At 72.5% G+C, this 19,350-nt stretch carries 18 protein-coding genes; 12 read left to right on the top strand and 6 right to left on the bottom strand.

The window, feature by feature from the left end:
• Window positions 1–331 precede the first annotated feature (331 nt).
• The 3 genes from ACIG36_RS25380 to ACIG36_RS25370 are packed head-to-tail and all read left to right on the top strand — an operon-like array spanning window position 332 to window position 4,084.
• Window positions 332–2,578, top strand: coding sequence for an RNA degradosome polyphosphate kinase (locus tag ACIG36_RS25380; protein ID WP_399932052.1), 2,247 nt, complete (start codon window positions 332–334; stop codon window positions 2,576–2,578).
• A gap of 55 nt (window positions 2,579–2,633) precedes the next feature.
• Window positions 2,634–3,686 carry a CHAD domain-containing protein gene (locus ACIG36_RS25375; RefSeq protein ID WP_399932050.1) on the top strand — a complete coding sequence of 351 codons (1,053 nt, stop codon included), beginning with the start codon at window positions 2,634–2,636 and terminating at the stop codon, window positions 3,684–3,686.
• Window positions 3,683–4,084, top strand: a complete 402-nt coding sequence (locus tag ACIG36_RS25370) for an NUDIX hydrolase (RefSeq protein WP_399932047.1) — start codon at window positions 3,683–3,685, stop codon at window positions 4,082–4,084. Before ACIG36_RS25375 ends, ACIG36_RS25370 begins: the two co-directional genes overlap by 4 nt.
• A 57-nt stretch (window positions 4,085–4,141) precedes the next feature.
• Here ACIG36_RS25370 and ACIG36_RS25365 read toward each other — a convergent pair whose 3' ends face one another.
• Window positions 4,142–4,960, bottom strand: a complete 819-nt coding sequence (locus tag ACIG36_RS25365) for a class I SAM-dependent methyltransferase (RefSeq protein WP_399932045.1) — start codon at window positions 4,958–4,960, stop codon at window positions 4,142–4,144.
• Window positions 4,961–5,231: 271 nt separating this feature from the next.
• On the opposite strand from ACIG36_RS25365, the gene mshA reads away from it, so the two are divergent.
• Window positions 5,232–6,593, top strand: a complete 1,362-nt coding sequence (mshA, locus tag ACIG36_RS25360; RefSeq protein ID WP_399932043.1) for a D-inositol-3-phosphate glycosyltransferase — start codon at window positions 5,232–5,234, stop codon at window positions 6,591–6,593.
• Complete coding sequence (locus tag ACIG36_RS25355; RefSeq protein WP_399932040.1) at window positions 6,586–7,080, top strand: YbjN domain-containing protein; 495 nt, start codon at window positions 6,586–6,588, stop codon at window positions 7,078–7,080. The genes mshA and ACIG36_RS25355 overlap by 8 nt, the downstream gene beginning before the upstream one ends.
• A 42-nt stretch (window positions 7,081–7,122) precedes the next feature.
• Here ACIG36_RS25355 and ACIG36_RS25350 read toward each other — a convergent pair whose 3' ends face one another.
• Window positions 7,123–8,406, bottom strand: a complete 1,284-nt coding sequence (locus tag ACIG36_RS25350; RefSeq protein WP_399932037.1) for an MDR family MFS transporter — start codon at window positions 8,404–8,406, stop codon at window positions 7,123–7,125.
• Between the two features lie 138 nt (window positions 8,407–8,544).
• Here ACIG36_RS25350 and ACIG36_RS25345 point away from each other — a divergent pair, with 138 nt between their 5' ends.
• The gene (locus ACIG36_RS25345) at window positions 8,545–9,306 is read left to right on the top strand and encodes a phosphoglyceromutase (protein ID WP_099199152.1); all 762 of its coding nucleotides are present in this window, start codon (window positions 8,545–8,547) and stop codon (window positions 9,304–9,306) included.
• 329 nt (window positions 9,307–9,635) lie between these two features.
• Here ACIG36_RS25345 and phoU read toward each other — a convergent pair whose 3' ends face one another.
• Window positions 9,636–10,331 carry a phosphate signaling complex protein PhoU gene (phoU, locus tag ACIG36_RS25340; protein WP_399932034.1) on the bottom strand — a complete coding sequence of 232 codons (696 nt, stop codon included), beginning with the start codon at window positions 10,329–10,331 and terminating at the stop codon, window positions 9,636–9,638.
• Between the two features lie 216 nt (window positions 10,332–10,547).
• Here phoU and ACIG36_RS25335 point away from each other — a divergent pair, with 216 nt between their 5' ends.
• Together ACIG36_RS25335 and ACIG36_RS25330 are read left to right on the top strand one after the other, a co-directional pair.
• Complete coding sequence (locus tag ACIG36_RS25335; protein ID WP_399932031.1) at window positions 10,548–11,861, top strand: sensor histidine kinase; 1,314 nt, start codon at window positions 10,548–10,550, stop codon at window positions 11,859–11,861.
• 85 nt (window positions 11,862–11,946) lie between these two features.
• The gene (locus tag ACIG36_RS25330; protein WP_071965810.1) at window positions 11,947–12,627 is read left to right on the top strand and encodes a response regulator transcription factor; all 681 of its coding nucleotides are present in this window, start codon (window positions 11,947–11,949) and stop codon (window positions 12,625–12,627) included.
• Between the two features lie 76 nt (window positions 12,628–12,703).
• Here ACIG36_RS25330 and ACIG36_RS25325 read toward each other — a convergent pair whose 3' ends face one another.
• The gene (locus tag ACIG36_RS25325; protein WP_399932029.1) at window positions 12,704–13,420 is read right to left on the bottom strand and encodes a DUF461 domain-containing protein; all 717 of its coding nucleotides are present in this window, start codon (window positions 13,418–13,420) and stop codon (window positions 12,704–12,706) included.
• Window positions 13,421–14,062: 642 nt separating this feature from the next.
• On the opposite strand from ACIG36_RS25325, the gene ACIG36_RS25320 reads away from it, so the two are divergent.
• The 4 genes from ACIG36_RS25320 to ACIG36_RS25305 all read left to right on the top strand — a co-directional run bounded on the left by ACIG36_RS25320 (window position 14,063) and on the right by ACIG36_RS25305 (window position 16,613).
• Entirely contained in the window at window positions 14,063–14,545 is a 483-nt protein-coding gene (locus ACIG36_RS25320) for a CarD family transcriptional regulator (RefSeq protein ID WP_003953493.1), read from the top strand.
• 251 nt (window positions 14,546–14,796) lie between these two features.
• On the top strand, window positions 14,797–15,582 hold the full coding sequence (ispD, locus tag ACIG36_RS25315) for a 2-C-methyl-D-erythritol 4-phosphate cytidylyltransferase (protein WP_399932026.1): 786 nt from the start codon (window positions 14,797–14,799) through the stop codon (window positions 15,580–15,582).
• Window positions 15,572–16,069, top strand: coding sequence for a 2-C-methyl-D-erythritol 2,4-cyclodiphosphate synthase (ispF, locus tag ACIG36_RS25310; protein ID WP_399932024.1), 498 nt, complete (start codon window positions 15,572–15,574; stop codon window positions 16,067–16,069). The genes ispD and ispF overlap by 11 nt, the downstream gene beginning before the upstream one ends.
• A gap of 136 nt (window positions 16,070–16,205) precedes the next feature.
• Window positions 16,206–16,613 carry a PPOX class F420-dependent oxidoreductase gene (locus ACIG36_RS25305; protein WP_399932021.1) on the top strand — a complete coding sequence of 136 codons (408 nt, stop codon included), beginning with the start codon at window positions 16,206–16,208 and terminating at the stop codon, window positions 16,611–16,613.
• Between the two features lie 43 nt (window positions 16,614–16,656).
• On the opposite strand, the gene ACIG36_RS25300 is transcribed toward ACIG36_RS25305, so the two are convergent.
• Window positions 16,657–17,916, bottom strand: a complete 1,260-nt coding sequence (locus tag ACIG36_RS25300; protein ID WP_399932018.1) for an acyltransferase family protein — start codon at window positions 17,914–17,916, stop codon at window positions 16,657–16,659.
• A 118-nt stretch (window positions 17,917–18,034) separates the two neighbouring features.
• Window positions 18,035–19,168 (bottom strand): acyltransferase family protein, encoded by a 1,134-nt coding sequence (locus ACIG36_RS25295; protein ID WP_399932016.1) that lies wholly within the window; start codon window positions 19,166–19,168, stop codon window positions 18,035–18,037.
• Window positions 19,169–19,350: the final 182 nt, after the last annotated feature.

Genomic DNA, 19,350 nt, shown 5'->3' with positions numbered 1-19,350 from the left:
CGTGCCCGCCGCGTTGCGGCATCCGGCATCCGTCCGGTGCGAGGCGGACCGCTCCCGGCGCGCCGCGCCGACCCGCCCGCCGCAGGCGCCCGGCTCCGGCTACCCGTCCCGGCGCGCCGCGCCCCCCCGGCCCCCGCCGCAGGCGGCAGGCGGCAGGCGCCCGGTCCGGATTGCCTGCGCGTCACGTGTGCGTTACCCGTGATTCAACCTCGGTTGCGAGTCTTGCGGAATGCAGCCCGTCACCCCTCGCGCAACCGAACGACGGCTTCGCGCCGCCCCCGCGTCCTCGTCCGACGCGCCTGTGCTGCCCGCGGCGCGGAACAATGGAGACATGAGCCAGTCGTCCGGTGCCCGTGCACACGACAACGCCGACTCGGTAGGGTTCATCGCGGCCCACCGGCCGAACGCGGCTGTCGTCGCGGGCGTGCCACAGCTGGGGGACGAGCTGGACGCGTACGAGCTCAAGGGCGTGGTCAGGGGCGACGGCGAGGCCGTCGCGGACGGCGAGGCGCTGCCCGAGGGGCGTTTCCTGGACCGTGAGCGCAGCTGGCTGGCCTTCAACGAGCGGGTGCTGGAGCTGGCCGAGGACCCGAGCACCCCGCTGCTCGAGCGGGCGAACTTCCTGGCGATCTTCGCCAGCAACCTCGACGAGTTCTTCATGGTCCGCGTCGCCGGCCTCAAGCGCCGCATCGCCACCGGCGTCGCCACCCGCTCCGCCTCGGGGCTGCAGCCCCGCGAGGTGCTGGAGCTGATCTGGACCCGCTCGCGCGAGCTCATGGCCCGGCACGCCGCCTGCTACCAGCAGGACGTCGCCCCGGAGCTGGCCGAGCAGGGCATCCACCTGATCCGCTGGCCCGAGCTGACCGAGAAGGAGCAGGGACGGCTGTTCACCCTCTTCCGGCAGCAGATCTTCCCGGTGCTGACCCCGCTGGCCGTCGACCCGGCGCACCCCTTCCCGTACATCTCGGGGCTCTCGCTCAACCTGGCCGTGGTCGTCCGCAACCCCGTCAGCGGGCACGACCACTTCGCGCGCGTGAAGGTGCCGCCGCTGCTGTCGCGGTTCCTGGAGGCCTCCCCGCAGCGGTACGTGCCGCTGGAGGACGTCATCGCGGCCCACCTCGAGGAGTTGTTCCCCGGCATGGAGGTGCTCGCGCACCACATGTTCCGGGTGACACGCAACGAGGACCTCGAGGTCGAGGAGGACGACGCCGAGAACCTGCTGCAGGCGCTGGAGAAGGAGCTCATGCGCCGCCGTTTCGGCCCGCCCGTGCGGCTGGAGGTCGAGGAGACCATCGACCCGTACGTGCTGGACCTGCTGGTCCGCGAGCTGAAGATCTCCGACGCCGAGGTCTATCCGCTGCCCGGCCCGCTCGACCTCACCTCGCTGTTCGACATCGGGGCGCTGGACCGGCCCGAGCTCAAGTACCCCAAGTTCGTGGCCGGCACGCACCGTGACCTCGCCGAGGTCGAGTCGGCGTCCGCGCCCGACATCTTCGCGGCGCTGCGCGAGCGCGACGTGCTGCTGCACCACCCGTACGACTCCTTCTCCACCTCCGTCCAGGCGTTCCTCGAGCAGGCGGCGGCCGACCCGGACGTCCTGGCCATCAAGCAGACGCTCTACCGCACGTCCGGCGACTCGCCGATCGTCGACGCCCTGATAGACGCGGCCGAGTCCGGCAAGCAGGTGCTCGTCCTCGTCGAGATCAAGGCGCGCTTCGACGAGCAGGCCAACATCAAGTGGGCCCGCAAGCTGGAGGAGGCCGGCTGTCACGTCGTCTACGGGCTCGTGGGCCTCAAGACGCACTGCAAGCTGTCGCTGGTCGTGCGCCAGGAGGGCGAGACGCTGCGCCGCTACGCGCACGTGGGCACCGGCAACTACCACCCCAAGACGGCCCGCCTGTACGAGGACTTCGGGCTGCTGACCGCCGACCCGCAGGTCGGCGCCGACCTCTCCGACCTCTTCAACCGGCTCTCCGGCTACTCGCGGCGCGAGACCTACCGGCGGCTGCTGGTGGCACCCAGGTCGCTGCGCGACGGGCTGGTCTCGCGGATCGCCAAGGAGGCGGCACACGCGCGTGCCGGGCGGCCCGCCTCCATCCGCATCAAGGTCAACTCGATGGTCGACGAGGCCGTCATCGACGCCCTGTACCGCGCGGCACGCGCCGGGGTGCCGGTGGACATATGGGTGCGCGGGATCTGCGCGCTGCGACCGGGCGTGCTGGGCCTGTCGGAGAACATCCGGGTGCGCAGCGTGCTGGGACGGTTCCTGGAGCACTCGCGCGTCTTCGCGTTCGGCAACGGCGGGGAGCCCGAAGTGTGGCTGGGCAGCGCGGACATGATGCACCGCAACCTGGACCGGCGGATCGAGGCGCTGGTGCGCGTCACCGACCCCGGCCACCGGGCCTCGCTCAGCAGGCTGCTGGAGCTCGGGGTGTCCGACCGCACCGCCTCCTGGCACCTGGGCCCGGACGGCAACTGGACGCGGCAGGCCATCGACGCCGACGGACAGCCGCTGCGCAACGTCCAGGAGATGCTCATCGACGCCCGGAGGCGCCGGCGTGGCTCAGCGACCTCATGATGTGCCGGTTACGGGCTCCGCGCCGGGCGCGGTTCCTGGGGGGCGGGAAGTGATGATGACGAACAGTCCTGTGGCGACCGGGGTCGCCGGGGCACCCGTGGTCGTGCAGGCGGCGAGCGCCGGCGAGGTGCTGTCGGGGTATCTGCACGCGCAGGCGACGGAGTTCCTGCGCAGCCTGCGGCTGCACGCCGAGAGCGGATCGGACGCGGAGGACGCCGGCGAGGCCGCCCGGCTGCTGCGCCGCTCCGCCCGCCGGATCGGCGGGACGCTGCAGGTCTTCCGGCCGCTGACGGACGTCACGTGGACGGATCCGCTGCGCGGCGAGCTGGGGTGGCTGACCGACGTCCTGGGGCGCGAGCACGCCTACGCGGCGCGCCTGGCGCGGCTGCGGGGGGCGCTGCACCGGCTGTCGGGGGCGGACGCGGAGGCGGCGGGCGCGCTGACCGTGGGCGCCGCGCGGGCCGGGGCGCTGCTGGACCGCCGGCTGACCCTGGCCCGTACCCGGGCCCACACGGCGGCGCTGCAGGCGCTGGGCTCGTCCCGTTTCCACGCGGTGGCCGACGCGGTGGCGGTGCTGGCCTCGGAGGTGCCGCTGGACCCGGCGGCCCGCGACCTGCTCGCCGGGGAGGCGCTGCCGTGCCTGGCCGAGCAGGCGCAGCGGCGGCTGACGGACGCGGTGGAGCTGCTGCCCCTGGCGGTGGCGGGGCGCCCGTACAACGCAGAGGCGCTGACCCTGGGCCTGGCCGCGGCCCCGGCGGCGGACTCCCCGCCCCCCGAGAGCCGTCAGGACGCGCCCTGGCACCACGCGCGGCGCCTGGTCCGGCTGCGCCGGTACGCCCAGGAGGTGCTGGACGAGCAGCACCAGCAGGCCGAGGCGGAGCCCTCGCTGTCGGTGCGGCTGCTGGGCGCGGGCCAGGCGCTGGACCGGCACCGTGACGCGGCGGAGGCAGCCGCGGCGGCCGGGGCGGCGGCCCGTACGCCCCGCATCGCCCCGGCGACGGCGTACGCGCTGGGGGTGCTGCACGCCGATCAGCGGCACGAGGTGGAGTCGGCGCGGTACGCCTTTGGGCGGATCTGGCTGCGGGTGACGACGGGGGTGGGCCCGTGAGCGACGTGGCGCTGGTGCGGGCCGCGGGGTGCGTGCTGTGGCGGCGGGGGGATCCGATCGAGATCGCGCTCGTGCACCGGCCGAAGTACGACGACTGGTCGTGGCCGAAGGGCAAGCTCAAGCGGGGCGAGGACCCGTTGCGGTGCGCGGTGCGCGAGGTGCTGGAGGAGACCGGCATGCGCTGTGTGCCGGGCGCGGCGCTGCGGACGTCGCGGTACGTGGTGGGCGGGCGGCCCAAGGAGGTCCATTACTGGGCGGCCGAGGCGGTGGGCGGGGCGTTCCTGCCGAACAAGGAGGTCGACCGGCTGGTGTGGCTGGTGCCGTCCGCCGCCCGCGAGCGGCTGACGCACGACCGGGACCGGCCGCTGGTCGACGCGCTGCTGGCCGCGCTGGGCTGAGCGGGGACCCGGGCCCGGGGCGTCGGCGTCGCCCGTCGGCGCGGGGCTCCCGGACTGTCACCCGCTCGGTGCCAGCGCGTCCCAGCGCACGGTCAGCTCGCCCTGCCGCCAGCGTCCCGGCCCGTCGACGACCGGCCAGTCGGCCCGCAGCGCGGCGGCCGTCCGTATCCACCGCTGCCGCGCGCTCAGCGCCCCGTAGGGCGCCAGGGCCGCCCACGCCCGGTCGAAGTCGCGCAGGAAGGCGTGCACGGGCTCGCCGGGCACATTGCGGTGGATCAGTGCCTTCGGCAGGCGTTCGGCGAGGTCGGAGGGGGTGGCCAGGGAGCCGAGGCGGGCGGCGAAGGTCAGGGTGCGGGGGCCCTCGGGGCCCAGCGCCACCCAGACGTGACGGCGGCCGATCTCGTCGCAGGTGCCCTCGACGACCAGCCCGCCCGGCGCCAGCCGCGCGCACAGCCGGTCCCAGACACGGGCGACCTCGCCCTCGTCGTACTGCCGCAGCACGTTGGCGGCGCGGATCAGCACCGGCCGCCGCCCGCCCGGCAGCGGCACCTCGAAGCCGCCGTGCGCGAAGGACAGCCCCTCCCGCTCGTACGGCCCGGCCGCCGCGACCCGGGCCGGGTCGATCTCGATGCCGACGACCTCCGCGTCGGGGCGCACGGTCCGCAGCCGGTCCAGCAGCTCCACCGCCGTCCAGGGCGCGGCGCCGTAGCCGAGGTCGACGGCGACCGGGTCGGCGGAGCGGCGCAGGACGGACGCGTGCGTGGCGGCGACCCAGCGGTCCATGCGGCGCAGCCGGTTGGGGTTGGTGGTGCCGCGGGTGGCGGAACCGATGGGGCGGGACCGCGGCGCCGCGCGGCGGACCGGCTCCAAAGTCATGCGGCTACGGTAACCCGAGGCCGGCGAACGCCCCGTCGGCGAGCGTGCGTGCCGGGCGTCGCGTGCCGGGTCGCGACCGTGCGGACACGCCCTGGGGCCCGGCTCGCGGCGGCGGCCGCGCCCGCCCGGTGGCGGCCGGTGACCCGGGCTTCATCACGCTTTGGCAAAGTGGAAATGACAGCACGCCTTCCTCGCGTTGGCAGGGTGGAGAAAGCACAGAGCACGTCCCCAGGGGCGGACAGCCCTCGACGGTGGACGGAGGACACGCACGGTGAGCCAGTACGCATCCCGGCTCGGCGCCCGCCGCGGCCGTACGCTCGGCCCCTTCCCCAAGCCCCAGCGGCTGCGCCTGGGCGGCCCCCGGCGGCCCCGGCGCGTGGCGATGCTCAGTGTGCACACCTCCCCCCTGCACCAGCCCGGCACGGGCGACGCGGGCGGCATGAACGTCTACATCGTCGAGCTGGCGAAGCGGCTGGCCGGGATCGGCATCGAGGTCGAGGTCTTCACCCGCGCCACCACCGGCACTCTGCCGCCGACCGTGGAGCTCGCCCCCGGCGTGCTGGTGCGGCACATCGACGCGGGCCCGTACGAGGGGCTGGCCAAGGAGGAGCTGCCCGCGCAGCTGTGCGCCTTCACGCACGGCGTGATGCGGGCCTGGGCCGGCCACCGGCCCGGCTACTACGACCTGGTGCACTCGCACTACTGGCTCTCCGGTCACGTCGGCTGGCTGGCCGCCGAGCGCTGGGGCGTGCCGCTGGTGCACGCCATGCACACCATGGCCAAGGTCAAGAACGCCGCGCTCGCCGAGGGCGACACCCCCGAGCCGGCCGCCCGTGTGATCGGCGAGACCCAGATCGTCCGCGCCGCCGACCGGCTCATCGCCAACACCGAGGGCGAGGCCGCCGAGCTCGTCCACCACTACGAGGCCGACCCCGCCAGGGTCGCGGTGGTCCACCCCGGCGTGAACCTCGAACGCTTCCGGCCCGCCGACGGCCGCGCCGCCGCCCGGGAACGGCTGGGGCTTCCCGCCGACGCCCTGATCCCCCTGTTCGCCGGCCGCATCCAGCCGCTGAAGGCCCCCGACGTGCTGCTGCGCGCCGCGGCCGAGCTGCTGGACCGCCGCCCCGAGCTGCGCTCGCGCATGGTCGTGCCCGTCGTCGGCGGCCCCAGCGGCAGCGGCCTGGCCAAGCCCGAGGGGCTGCAGAAGCTGGCCGCCCGCCTCGGTATCGCCGACGTCGTCCGTTTCCGCCCGCCGGTGGGCCAGGAGCGCCTGGCCGACTGGTACCGGGCCGCGTCCGTGCTCGTCATGCCCTCGCACAGCGAGTCGTTCGGGCTGGTGGCGGCGGAGGCCCAGGCCTGCGGCACGCCCGTGGTGGCGGCGGCGGTCGGCGGGCTGCCGGTGGCCGTGCGGGACGGCGTCAGCGGCTTCCTCGTCGACGGCCACGACCCCGCCGACTACGCCACCGTGCTGGGCCGCTTCGCCGACGGCCCCCACTTGGCCGAGCGGATGGGCGCGGCCGCCGCCCGCCACGCGCAGTCCTTCGGCTGGGACACGGCGGCCGCCGGCACGGCCGAGGTGTACACCGCGGCGATCGGCGAGCGGCGGCGTCGCCTACGCTCGGCTCATGTCTGACGCGAAGACCACCATCGAGCACACGCTGCGCGAGGCGGGGCTCGAATGGGAGAGCCCGGCCGGCGGCGACGGCACGTACGTCGTGAAGCTCCCCGGCACGCGCAAGCTGTCGACCACCGTCTCGCTGGTCGTCGGCAACCACTCCCTGTCCGTGAACGCCTTCGTGGTGCGCTGCCCCGACGAGAACCACGAGGCCGTGCACCGGTGGCTGCTGGAGCGCAACACCAGGCTGTACGGGCTGGCCTACGCCATCGACCGGCTCGGCGACGTCTACCTGGTGGGCCGGCTGCCGCTGGCGGCGGTGACGCCGGAGGAGATCGACCGGATACTGGGCCAGGTCCTGGAGCACGCGGACGGCAGCTTCAACACGCTGCTGGAGATGGGCTTCGCGAGCGCGATCCGCAAGGAGTACGCGTGGCGGACGTCGCGGGGCGAGTCCACCCGCAACCTCGACGCGTTCACGCGCCTGACGCGCGACGAGGGGTGACGCCAGGGCGAAGCCCCGGCGCCACCCCTCGCTGACGGCCGGTCAGGCCGCCGCGGGCTCCGATTCCGGCCGCGCCGCCGCGGTGGCGGTGGCGGCACCCCCGGCCGGGCCCTCCGCAGGCAGACTCCGCATCAGCATCCAGTAGCCGGCCGCCGCCACCGTGCCCACCACCGCGCACACGCCCCACAGCACGTCCGCGCCGTAGCTGTCGATCAGCCAGCCGCCCACCAGCGGGGCCACCAGGGCGGCCACCGACCACGACATGGTGTACATCCCCTGGTAGCGGCCGCGGCCCTGGGACGGCGAGAGCCGGACCACGAGGCTCATCTGGGTGGGGGAGTTGACGATCTCCGCCAGCGTCCAGACCACGATGGTCAGCATGTAGACGCCGATCGACCCGGCGAACGCGGTGAGCCCGAAGCCGTAGCCGGCCAGCAGTGCGGAGACGGTCAGCAGCATGCGCGGGTCGCGGTGCTCGATGAAGCGGGTGACGGGGATCTGCAGCGCAACGATCAGCACGCCGTTGACGGCGATGACGGTGCCGTAGTCGCCGGGGGAGAAGCCGTCGGCGCCCATGGCCACCGGCAGGGCGACCGAGTGCTGCAGGAAGATGAAGGCCATCAGGAACGACAGCACGACGACGCCCATGAAGCGCCGGTCGCGCAGCACCGTCAGCAGGCTGACGGCCGGCTCCGCCTCCGCGGCGCCGGTGCCCGCCCCGGTCACCGGCTCGGGCCGTGACTCGGGCAGCTTCCGGAACACCACGAGGGCGCAGGCGAGGGTCAGCGCGCCCTCGCCGAGGAAGCCGATCAGATAGCTGTGCTCCGCGACCAGGCCGGCGGCGAGCGAGGAGAAGGCGAAGCCGAGGTTGATGGCCCAGTAGTTCAGGGCGAAGGCGCGCACCCGGTCCTCGGGGGCGACGATGTCGGCCATCATCGCCTGCACCGCCGGGCGGGAGGCGTTGCTGGCCATGCCCACCAGGAAGGCGACGGCGGCGACGGCCACCGGGTGCTCCATGAAGCCCAGCAGGGCCACGGTCACGGCGGTGGACAGCTGGGCGATCAGCAGGGTGGGCCGCCGTCCCAGCCGGTCGGCCATCACGCCGGCCGCGATGGAGGAGATCACTCCGCCCAGCCCGTGCAGGGCGGCGACCAGTCCGGCGTAGACGGCCGAGTAGCCGCGGTCGAGGGTGAGGTAGAGGGCCAGGAAGGTGGCGACGAAGGCGCCCAGCCGGTTGATCAGCGTCGAGGTCCACAGCCACCAGAACTCCCGTGGCAGCCCCGACACACTCCGCCTGACGGCCTGTCTGACGCTCGCTGCGGACATTCGGCGACCCCCCGGGTGTAAGTGCCTCTCTATGGAGTCGGACCTTACTCACTTGATCGTGTGCACGCCAATGAATTGACGATTACCGTCAAACGTCCCGGGCGCGAGCAGTTCCGGGCGTCGATTACGCTCAAGGGCATGGCCGACGCACCGTACAAGCTGATCCTCCTCCGCCACGGCGAGAGCGAATGGAACGCGAAGAACCTGTTCACCGGCTGGGTGGACGTCAACCTCAACGAGAAGGGCGAGAAGGAGGCGGTCCGCGGCGGTGAGCTGCTCAAGGACGCCGGCCTGCTCCCGGACGTGGTCCACACCTCCCTGCAGAAGCGCGCGATCCGCACCGCGCAGCTCGCACTGGAGGCCGCCGACCGCCACTGGATCCCGGTCCACCGCTCCTGGCGCCTGAACGAGCGCCACTACGGCGCCCTCCAGGGCAAGGACAAGGCCCAGACCCTGGCCGAGTTCGGCGAGGAGCAGTTCATGCTCTGGCGCCGCTCCTACGACACCCCGCCGCCGGCGCTCGAGGACGGCACCGAGTTCTCGCAGAGCGACGACCCGCGCTACGCCTCGATCCCCAGCGAGCTGCGCCCGCGCACCGAGTGCCTCAAGGACGTCGTCGTCCGCATGCTGCCGTACTGGTACGACGGCATCGTCCCGGACCTGCTGGCCGGCCGCACGGTCCTGGTCGCCGCGCACGGCAACTCCCTGCGCGCCCTGGTCAAGCACCTCGACGGCATCTCCGACGCCGACATCGCGGGCCTGAACATCCCCACCGGCATCCCGCTCGCCTACGAGCTCGACGCCGACTTCCGCCCGGTCGTCCCCGGCGGCACCTACCTCGACCCGGAGGCCGCCAAGGCCGCCATCGAGGCGGTCAAGAACCAGGGCAAGAAGAAGTAGCCCCCCGGCGGACCACGGGATCCCGTAGGCCGCCGCGCATACGACAGGGCCCCCGGCCGGATCCTCCGGCCGGGGGCCCTGCCCGTGAGTGACATGCGGGAAACGTCAGTGGCAGCTGCCGCCGCACTGGCAGGAGCCGCCGCTCTGGCAGCCGCACGAGCACCCGGGACCACACTGACAGCCGCTCATTCGGTACCTCCTCGAAGGGATGTCTGCCTTCCAACAGTGAAAGACCGCTCGCTGTGGTCGTCAATGCCCTTCGCGTACATATGTACGGGCGTGCGGGGGGCGCGTTGGAGCACGCGCCCCGGGTCCTGGGGCGCGTGGACCTACTCGGACTCCGCCGCGCCCGCCCCCTGGCGGCCGGCGTCCTGGACGAGCTCGTCCGCGTGCTCACCCGTCACCAGGTACACCACGCGCTTGGCGACCGAGACCGCGTGGTCGGCGAAGCGCTCGTAGTAGCGGCCCAGCAGCGTCACGTCGACGGCCGTCTCGATGCCGTGCTGCCAGCGGTCGTCCATCAGGTGCTGGAACAGCGCCCGGTGCAGCAGGTCCATCGCGTCGTCGTCCTGCTCCAGCTGCAGCGCCAGATCGACGTCCTTGGTGATGATCACCTCGGCCGCCTTGGCCATCAGCCGCTGCGCCAGCTGGCCCATCTCCAGGATCGTGGCGTGCAGATCGCGCGGCACCGCCGTCTCCGGGAAGCGCAGCCGGGCCAGCTTGGCCACGTGCTGGGCCAGGTCGCCCGAGCGCTCCAGGTCCGCGCTCATGCGCAGCGAGGTGACCACGATCCGCAGATCGGTGGCCACCGGCTGCTGCCGGGCCAGCAGCGCGATCGCCCGCGCCTCCAGATCCCGCTGCAGATCGTCGACCTTGGTGTCCGCCGCGATCACCGACTCCGCCAGTTTGAGGTCCGCGTCCAGGATCGCCGTGGTGGCGCGCCCGATCGCGGAGCCGACGAGCCGGGCCATCTCGACCAGGCCCTCGCCGATCGAATCCAGCTCCTCGTGGTACGCGTCCCGCATTGCCTGACCTTCTCTCGCCTCGAGTACTACGGGTGGGAGCGGGCCGCCGGCGTCCGGCGGTCCCCTCCGCAGTCTCCACGTTCCGTCCGGAAGCCGACGCCCGAAGACCGCACGAGTGAACCGGCACCGTCCTCGAGGTGAACTCTCGGCAACGTGTGTTCGAGGCGGCACCCATTTGGCTGTGGTCGTGCCCCGCCACCCGCATAACCTGGAGACATGAACCTGGACGTGGCACTGGCCGCAGCGGCAGCGATCGCCGGAGTGTGCACCGGCGTGATCGCGATGCTGGCGTTCCGGTGGAGCGAACGCGACCAGGCCCGTCCCACCCGCAGCTCCCTGCACACCGACGCCGTCCTGCCGCCCGGCGTGGACACCGTCCTGTCCGTCCTGCGCTCCTCGGCCGTCGTCCTCGACGAGGCCGACGCCGTGGTCAAGGCCAGCTCGGCCGCGTACGCCCTGGGCCTGGTGCGCGGCGGCAAGCTCGCCGTCGAGCCGATGCTGCAGATGGCCCGCGACACCCGCAGGGACGGCGAGATACGCCAGGTCGAGCTCGACCTGCCGCGGCGCGGCACGGGCCGCGGCGACGCCCTCGCGGTCTCGGCCCGGGTCGCCCCGCTCGGCTCCCGGCTGGTGCTGCTGCTGGTGGAGGACCTCACCGAGGCCCGCCGCATCGAGGCCGTCCGCCGCGACTTCGTCGCCAACGTCAGCCACGAGCTCAAGACCCCGGTCGGCGCCCTGTCCCTGCTCTCCGAGGCCGTCATGGACGCCTCCGACGACCCGGAGGCGGTCACCCGCTTCGCGGGGCGGATGCAGGTCGAGGCCACCCGGCTGACCAATCTCGTCCAGGAGCTCATCGACCTCTCCCGGGTGCAGAACGACGACCCGCTGGAGGACGCCGAGCCGGTCCGCGTGGACGAGCTCGTCGCCGAGGCCATCGACCGCTGCCGCCACCAGGCCGGCACCAAGCAGATCACCATCGCCGCGGGCGGCACCGCCGACCTGCGCGTCTGGGGCAACCGCGGCCAGCTCGCCGCCGCCCTGGGCAACCTCGTGGAGAACGCCGTCAACTACAGCCCCGCGCGCACGCGCGTGGGCATCGCGGCCCGCCGCGTCGCCGCCCCCGGCGGCGACCTCATCGAGCTCGCCGTCACCGACCAGGGCATCGGCATCTCCGAGAAGGACCGCGAGCGCGTCTTCGAGCGCTTCTACCGCGTCGACCCCGCCCGCTCGCGCGCCACCGGCGGCACGGGCCTGGGCCTGTCCATCGTCAAGCACGTGGTCGCCTCGCACGGCGGCGAGGTCAGCGTCTGGAGCGCCGAGGGCCAGGGCTCCACGTTCACCCTCCGCCTGCCGGAGGCCGGCGCGGTCCGCGAGCGGGATCCGCGTGAGCGCGGCCGCCCGCTGATCGGGCCGGACGACGAGCACGACGACCGCCCGGACCACGCCGACCGCCCGGACCACGAGGACGACGAGACGTTCCCCGACGACGCCCACCTGTCCGCCCGCCCCACCCGGCAGGTCCTCCCGTGACCCCCGCCGCCACGGCCGGGACGGCGCCCGCTTCCCCTTCCCTCACCGCGCTGTGCAACCCAGAGACCCGACCGGAGGTCATCCCGTGACCCGAGTGCTCGTCGTAGAGGACGAAGAGTCCTTCAGCGACGCGTTGTCCTACATGCTCCGCAAGGAAGGCTTCGAGGTCGCCATCGCGACCACCGGGCCGGACGGGCTGGACGAGTTCGAACGCAACGGCGCCGACCTGGTCCTGCTCGACCTGATGCTGCCGGGCCTGCCCGGCACGGAGGTCTGCCGGCAGCTGCGCGGGCGCTCCAACGTGCCCGTGATCATGGTGACCGCCAAGGACAGCGAGATCGACAAGGTGGTCGGCCTGGAGATAGGAGCCGACGACTACGTCACCAAGCCGTTCTCCTCCCGCGAGCTGGTCGCCCGCATCCGGGCGGTGCTGCGCCGCCGGGGCGAGCCGGAGGAGGTCACCCCGGCCGCGCTGGAGGCCGGCCCGGTCCGCATGGACGTCGACCGGCACGTGGTCACCGTCTCCGGCGGCAAGGTCGACCTGCCGCTGAAGGAGTTCGACCTGCTGGAGATGCTGCTGCGCAACGCCGGCCGCGTGCTGACCCGCATGCAGCTGATCGACCGCGTCTGGGGCGCCGACTACGTGGGCGACACCAAGACCCTCGACGTCCACGTCAAGCGCCTGCGCGCCAAGATCGAGCCGGACCCGGGCGCGCCCCGCTATCTGGTGACGGTGCGGGGTCTGGGGTACAAGTTCGAGCCGTAGGCCTGGCCCGCGTGAGCCGTACTGTGCGAAGGGGCCCGGAAGCGTTGCTTCCGGGCCCCTCGCGCGTCCTCAGGTCCTAGCGGCCCGCGGCCGGCTGCTGCTGGCCGGCCTCGGCCTGGCGGCCGCCCTGCGCCGGGGAGCCGCTGACGGCCGGCGTGGCACCGGCCTGGCCGCCGTTCTGCGTGCCCTGACCGGCCGCCGGGGCGCCCGAGGGGGCGGTGGTGGCGCCGGCGCCCGGCTTGGCGTTGCCGCCCGGCTTGCCGGCCGTGGCGGGGGAGGGCGCCGCGCTGGGGCCCCACTCCTTGAAGTACGTCGTCGCCGGGACGACGAACGCGGAGATCTTCACCTCGCCGGTGGAGCTGAAGTCGAAGGACAGGGGCTGCGACTCGCCGTCCTTGATGCCCTCGCGGCCCTTGGGCAGCACGGCGGAGGCGTTGTCCTTGCCGCCGAGGGTCACGGACCCGCCGGCCGGCACGACGAGCTTGCCGCCCTTGGCGCCCGTCAGCTTCACGGTCACGTTCTTGCCGGGCAGCGCGATCGAGCGCAGCTCCTGGTCCTCGCGGCCGTTGTTGAACAGCCGGCCCGTGATGACGGCCGGACCCTCGGTCTTCTGGTCCGGCTGGGTGATCACGTTGATGTTCTGGAGCTTGATGTCGCCGACCGAGGTGGCGGCGTTGTCCGGCTTGACGCCGAGCGTCTGCGCGCTGTTGCCCGCCGCACAGGCGGAGAGCGAGGCGATCGAGAGCACGAGGGCGGTAGCGGCGAGAGCGCCGCGTCGAAGGCTGCTGCTCACGGCGGCGGCATCTCCTTGGACGAGGTGGTACGCGGAGCGTACGAGATCACAGGGGTACGTACGGGATAAGGGTTGTGTCAGCGGGCTTAGGTTACCGAGCCGCCGTCAGGCCGCCGCACCCGACCCGCCCCCATGGTCAACTCGGCCCCCCGGAGGCCGCCCGGCCGAATATCGGCCACCGGTGGTTCACGCGCCGATCACGGGCCGATCATGAGCGGATCGCGAGCCGATCGCGAACCGTCCGGCGAACGCCCAGGGCCGGGTCCGGGGGAATATCGGCATTGAATGCGGCGTGCCGCGGAGATCGCCTTCCGGAATTGATCAAGTTCGGCTTGATCAATTCCGGAATGGGAGCGCACAGGAGCCGTCCGCCCCGAACGGAGTACCGGAAGTCCGCCGACCGGACCCCGGCAAAACGGGACGTTCGGCCGCTCGCGGGGCCTGTCCGACACGTGTAACGTGCGCGTTTCACCCCACCCGAACAACCGCTCCGACCTGCGAATACCTGCTTCCGGAAGCCTCCCGCAGCACGTTCCGGTTGCTGTTGTCAAGCCCCGAGATATGCCCTGACCTGCGGAAACGCCATTCAGAACGGGCTGCCCCCGTGTTAGACTGGATAGCCACGGAAGGGGTACCTGTCACATGACGTTCAAGGTTGGCGACACCGTGGTCTATCCCCATCACGGGGCCGCGCTGATCGAGGCCATCGAAACTCGCCAGATCAAAGGCGTGGACAAGACCTACTTGGTGCTGAAGGTCGCCCAGGGTGACCTGACGGTTCGGGTGCCGGCGGACAATGCCGAGTTCGTCGGCGTTCGCGATGTGGTCGGCCAGGACGGGCTCGACCGGGTCTTCGAGGTGCTCCGCGCGCCCTACGCGGAAGAGCCGACGAACTGGTCCCGTCGCTACAAGGCAAATCTCGAGAAGCTCGCGTCCGGCGACGTGATCAAGGTCGCCGAGGTCGTCCGCGACCTGTGGCGTCGCGAGCGGGAGCGCGGTCTCTCCGCAGGTGAGAAGCGCATGCTCGCCAAGGCGCGGCAGATCCTGGTGAGCGAGCTGGCCCTCGCGGAGAACACCAACGAGGACAAGGCCGAGGCCCTGCTCGACGAGGTTCTCGCGTCCTGACGCACAGGTGCCGGCCGCAACCGGACGTAAGAAGTGCCGCGGTGCCCGCGTGATGACAACGGTCATCCGCCGGGCGCTGCGGCATCTCTGGCTCCGCACCCGGCACGGGCACGTCGTCCGTATCGCCTCATTGGCGTGCCGGGGCAGCCGACCCGACCAGTCGTCACGGAAGGGGCTGGTCGGGGCATCGTGCCCGGCACGCTGAGGCCATACCCAATTCGGCCGAGGAAGCAAACCTGAACGCCAAACCAATGTCTGATCGAGGTGCCGCGCAGGACACCGCGGCCCCCTCCCGCACCGCCGCCGTCATCCCGGCCGCGGGCCGGGGCGTACGGCTGGGCCCGGGTGCCCCCAAGGCCCTGCGGGCCATCGGCGGCACGCCCATGCTCGTCCACGCCGTGCGCGCCATGGCCGCCTCCCGCGCGGTCTCGCTCGTCGTCGTCGTGGCCCCGCCGGACGGTGCCGCGGAGGTCCGTCACCTCCTCGACGAGTATCCCCTCGCCGACCGCGACAGCACCCGTACCGACGTGGTGGTCGTGCCCGGCGGCGAGAGCCGCCAGGAGTCCGTGCGGCTGGGCCTGGCGGCCCTGCCCGACGGCATCGCCACCGTTCTCGTCCACGACGCCGCCCGCCCGCTGGTGCCCGTCGACACCGTCGACGCCGTCGTCGCCGCCGTCCGCGAGGGCGCCCCGGCGGTCGTCCCGGCGCTGCCCGTCGCGGACACCGTCAAGCAGGTCGAGCCTCGCACCGGCGCGCTCGCGGGCGAGCCGGAGCCCGTCGTGGCCACCCCTGACCGTTCGCTGCTGCGCGCCGTGCAGACCCCGCAGGGCTTCGACCGCCGCGTCCTCGCCGAGGCGCACGAGAAGACCGCCCTCGAGGGCGAGGGCGCCACCGACGACGCCGGCATGGTCGAGCGCCTGGGCGTCCAGGTCGTCCTCATCCCCGGCCACGAGGAGGCCTTCAAGGTCACCCGGCCCCTGGACCTCGTCCTGGCCGAGGCCGTACTCGCCCGCAGGAGGGCCAACGATGGCTTCTAGCCCCGTCATGCCGCTGATCGGCATCGGCACCGACGTGCACGCCTTCGAGGAGGGCCGCGAGCTGTGGTGCGCGGGCCTGCTGTGGGAGGGCGAGAGCCACGGCCTGGCCGGCCACTCCGACGGCGACGTCGCCGCGCACGCCGCCTGCGACGCGCTGTTCTCCGCGGCCGGCCTCGGCGACCTGGGCGCGCACTTCGGCACCGACCGGCCCGAGTGGTCGGGCGCGTCCGGCGTCACCCTTCTGGCCGAAGCCGCCCGCATCGTCCGCGCGGCCGGCTTCGAGATCGGCAACGTCGCCGTCCAGGTGATCGGCGTCCGCCCGAAGATCGGCAAGCGGCGCGAGGAGGCCCAGAAGGCCCTCTCGGCGGCCGTCGGCGCCCCCGTCTCGGTCTCCGGCACCACCACCGACGGACTGGGCCTCACGGGCCGCGCGGAGGGCCTGGCGGCCATCGCCACCGCCCTGGTCCACCGCTCGGTGACCGCCTGAGCGGGCTTTTCGGAGCCCGGCGCGGGGAACCGCGCGACCGGCCACGGACCCCGCGGCCGCCTGACTTCACTGCGAGCGGAACGCTCGGGCGGCGTACGGTGCGAAGGGGACGCGCCGCCGAGGGAAGGAAGCGATCATGCCGACCGGGCTCTCCGACGACCTGAAGAAGTACATCGACGACAACCCCGTCTTCGCCACCGTGGCCACGATCCAGCCCGACGGCAGCCCCCAGCTCTCCGTCACCTGGATCAAGCGCGAGGGCGACGACCTGCTGATCTCGACGACGGTGGGGCGCCGCAAGGAGAAGAACCTCCGCAACGACCCCCGCATCACCGTCATGATCAACCCGCCGAACGCGCCGTACACCTACGTCGAGGTCCGCGGCACGGCGCAGCTGATCTTCGACGGCGCGGAGGAGCTCATCGACGAGCTGTCCCGCAAGTACACCGGCAAGGCCTACGCGGACTTCAACCCGGCGGCCGGCAAGGACGCCCAGCGCGTGATCGTGCGCGTCACGCCGCGCAAGGCGGTCGGCGGGCTGTAGGCCGGGGCGGCCGGCGGCGTGCCGGGCCCCGGCCCGAGGACGTCTAGACGCCGTCCGAGGACTTCGCCGCCGCGCCCACGCGGTCCGGCTCCGCCGGCTCGTAGCGGCGCGCGTCCTGCAGCAGGGGCAGCGTCTTCTCGCGCGGCGCCCCGGCCGGCTTCCGCCCGGCCGCCTCCGGCGTCGCCGAGTGCCGCCGCATCTCCTCCACGCCCTTCTGCAGCGCGCCCCGCAGCTTCTTGCCCAGCGGCTGCTCCACGCACCGGTTCATCACGTACGCGGCACCCAGCATCACCACGATCAGCGCGCTCACCAGCACTCCGGGCGCCATCCGCTCGCGCAGCGCATAGATGATCGTCATGCCGATGTACTGGTGCAGCAGGTACAGCGGGTACGTCAGCGCGCCCGCCGTCGCCAGCCAGCGCCACTGCACCCGGTCGAACGCGCCCACCGAGATCAGGGCCATCAGCACGAAGGCGATGAAGACGATCAGCGTGGCCGGCCAGGTCGGGACGACGCCCTCGGCGTTGTCGTGGACCCGCTTGGGCACGGTGTGCAGGGCGAGCAGCAGGGACATCGCCACGATGCCCCACAGCAGCGCCGTGGGTTTGAACCGGTGGATCAGGTAGAACGCGATACCGGCGATGAAGTAGGGCGCGAACAGCGGCATGGCCCACATCGACAGCAGCTCGCTGTCGACCGACGGAGCGGTGACGGCCGCCACCGTCCACACGGCACAGAACAGGACGCACTTGCGGTACGTGACGCCGGTGGCCACGACGACCGCGAAGAGTACGTAGAACTTGAGCTCCGCGAACAGCGTCCAGTAGACGCCGTCGACGTCCCACACGCCCAGCCCCTGCTGGAGCATCGTGAGGTTGGTCAGGACGGTGTCCCAGTTCTTGACGCTGCGCACCTGCGGCCACAGCGCCACGACCCCCGCCGTCAGGAAGATCGCGACCCAGTAGGCGGGGTAGATCCGGGTGACCCGGGAGACCACGAAGTCGCTGAGCGTCCGTCCCCAGGTGCTCATGCAGATGACGAAGCCGCTGATGAGGAAGAAGACCTCGACGCCCGTCCAGCCGTAGCGGGTGACGATCTCCAGCCCCGGGAAGACCTCCTTGGGGCTGCGGCCCCAGCCGCCGCGCAGGGCGGTGTAGTGGAACGCCACCACCATCAGGGCCGCGAGGAGACGCAGACCGTCCAGTACGTAGAGTCTGGGCCTGGCTGCCGACTTCTGCCGGACGGCTGTCCGGCCGCCATCGAGGTCACCTCGTCTGGCGAAGCGCATGTCGTCCTCTCCCATTGCCCTAGTCGGCTCATCCTACGCGGGGCCTTCGCGCAGGCATGCTGACACAGAATTGCGGCCTGCGGGCCGTGACGGTTCTCTCTTCCGGTCCGTTTTTCTTTTGAATTCCTCCATCTCACCCATTACGGATCTCCCGCGCGGCACGTCGCATACCGTGTTTGACCTTCCCGGCGAGTGGACGCTCCACCCAGCGGTGCACCGCCCACGCGGCCAGCAGCATCGCGGCGACGAGGCAGGGCAGCAGCACCCAGCGCGGCACATGGCCGTCGGCGCCTTTGATGACCGTCCAGCCGATGCGTTCATGCAGCAGGTACAGGGGATAGGTCAGTGCTCCGGCGGCCGGCAGCCACCGCCAGTTCGCCCGCCGCGTCCAGCCGAGGGCGATCGCCATTACCGCGAGAAAGAAGAGCGTCACCAGGACCGCCGTGGGCCACTGCGGCACCTGGTGCCCCATGTGGCCCTCGGCGCTGGCCTGCGCCCTGAGCAGGTCGTGCTGGGCGATCAGCAGGCTGCCGGCGACCAGCAGCCAGAGCGCCGGGTTCGGGCGGAAACGGTGCATCAGGTAGAAGGCGATGCCCGCGATGAAGTACCAGCAGTGGTGCGGCATGAGGATCTGCGTCAGCGTGCCGTTCCCCGACGCCTCGGCGATCACCGCGGCGAAGGCCCAGGCCACGCAGAAGCCCACCGCCCGCCGGTAGGTCAGGCCCCGGTGCACGACGAGCGCGAACAGCAGGTAGAAGCGCAGCTCGACCCAGAGGGTCCAGTAGACCCCGTCGACGGGCTCCACCCCCAGGGGGTCCTGGAGCATCGTCAGGTTGACGGCCACGTTCCGCAGCGCGGGCGCGTCGCTCACCACCGGCCACAGCCGTACGACGAGCGCGACGGCCAGCACCGCGAACCAGTACGCGGGGTAGAGCCGGGCCACGCGCGCGAGGGCGAACTCCCCGGCGCTCTTGCCCCAGCAGCTCATGCAGATGACGAAGCCGCTGATGAGGAAGAACAGCTGCACCCCGAGCCAGCCGTAGGAGGCGGGCAGGTGGGCCACCGGGAAGACCTCGCGCGCGGGCCCGTCCCAGGCGCCGCTGTCGAAGGCGAGGTAGTGATAGGCCACCACCATCAGCGCCGCCAGCAGCCGCAGCCCGTCCAGCGCCGCGAGTCTGCTCCCCGGCCCGCCGTCCCGCGGCCGGTCCGCGGCCGGGGCGGGGCGTTGTTCGGGGGGCTCCTGCTGTAGCGGCAGAGTGGAGTGCAACGCGCCCCTCCTGGGGTTCCGCGGCGTCGTCGAGGTGTGCCGGGGAAGCTACCAGAAGTGATTGTATTTATGGTGCAAAAAGCAAATAAGGGGCAAAACGCGCCGCGGTGCCCCGCGGGGACGGTATATGGAGCCGTGCTCTCCGCCCATGGGGACGGATTGGGGCCCGACGACTGCCGTGG

It is taken from the genome of Streptomyces sp. NPDC053048, from assembly GCF_044547045.1.
In the GTDB taxonomy this organism is placed as follows: Bacteria; Actinomycetota; Actinomycetes; order Streptomycetales; family Streptomycetaceae; genus Streptomyces.
This window is presented reverse-complemented; position numbering and strand designations above follow the sequence as displayed.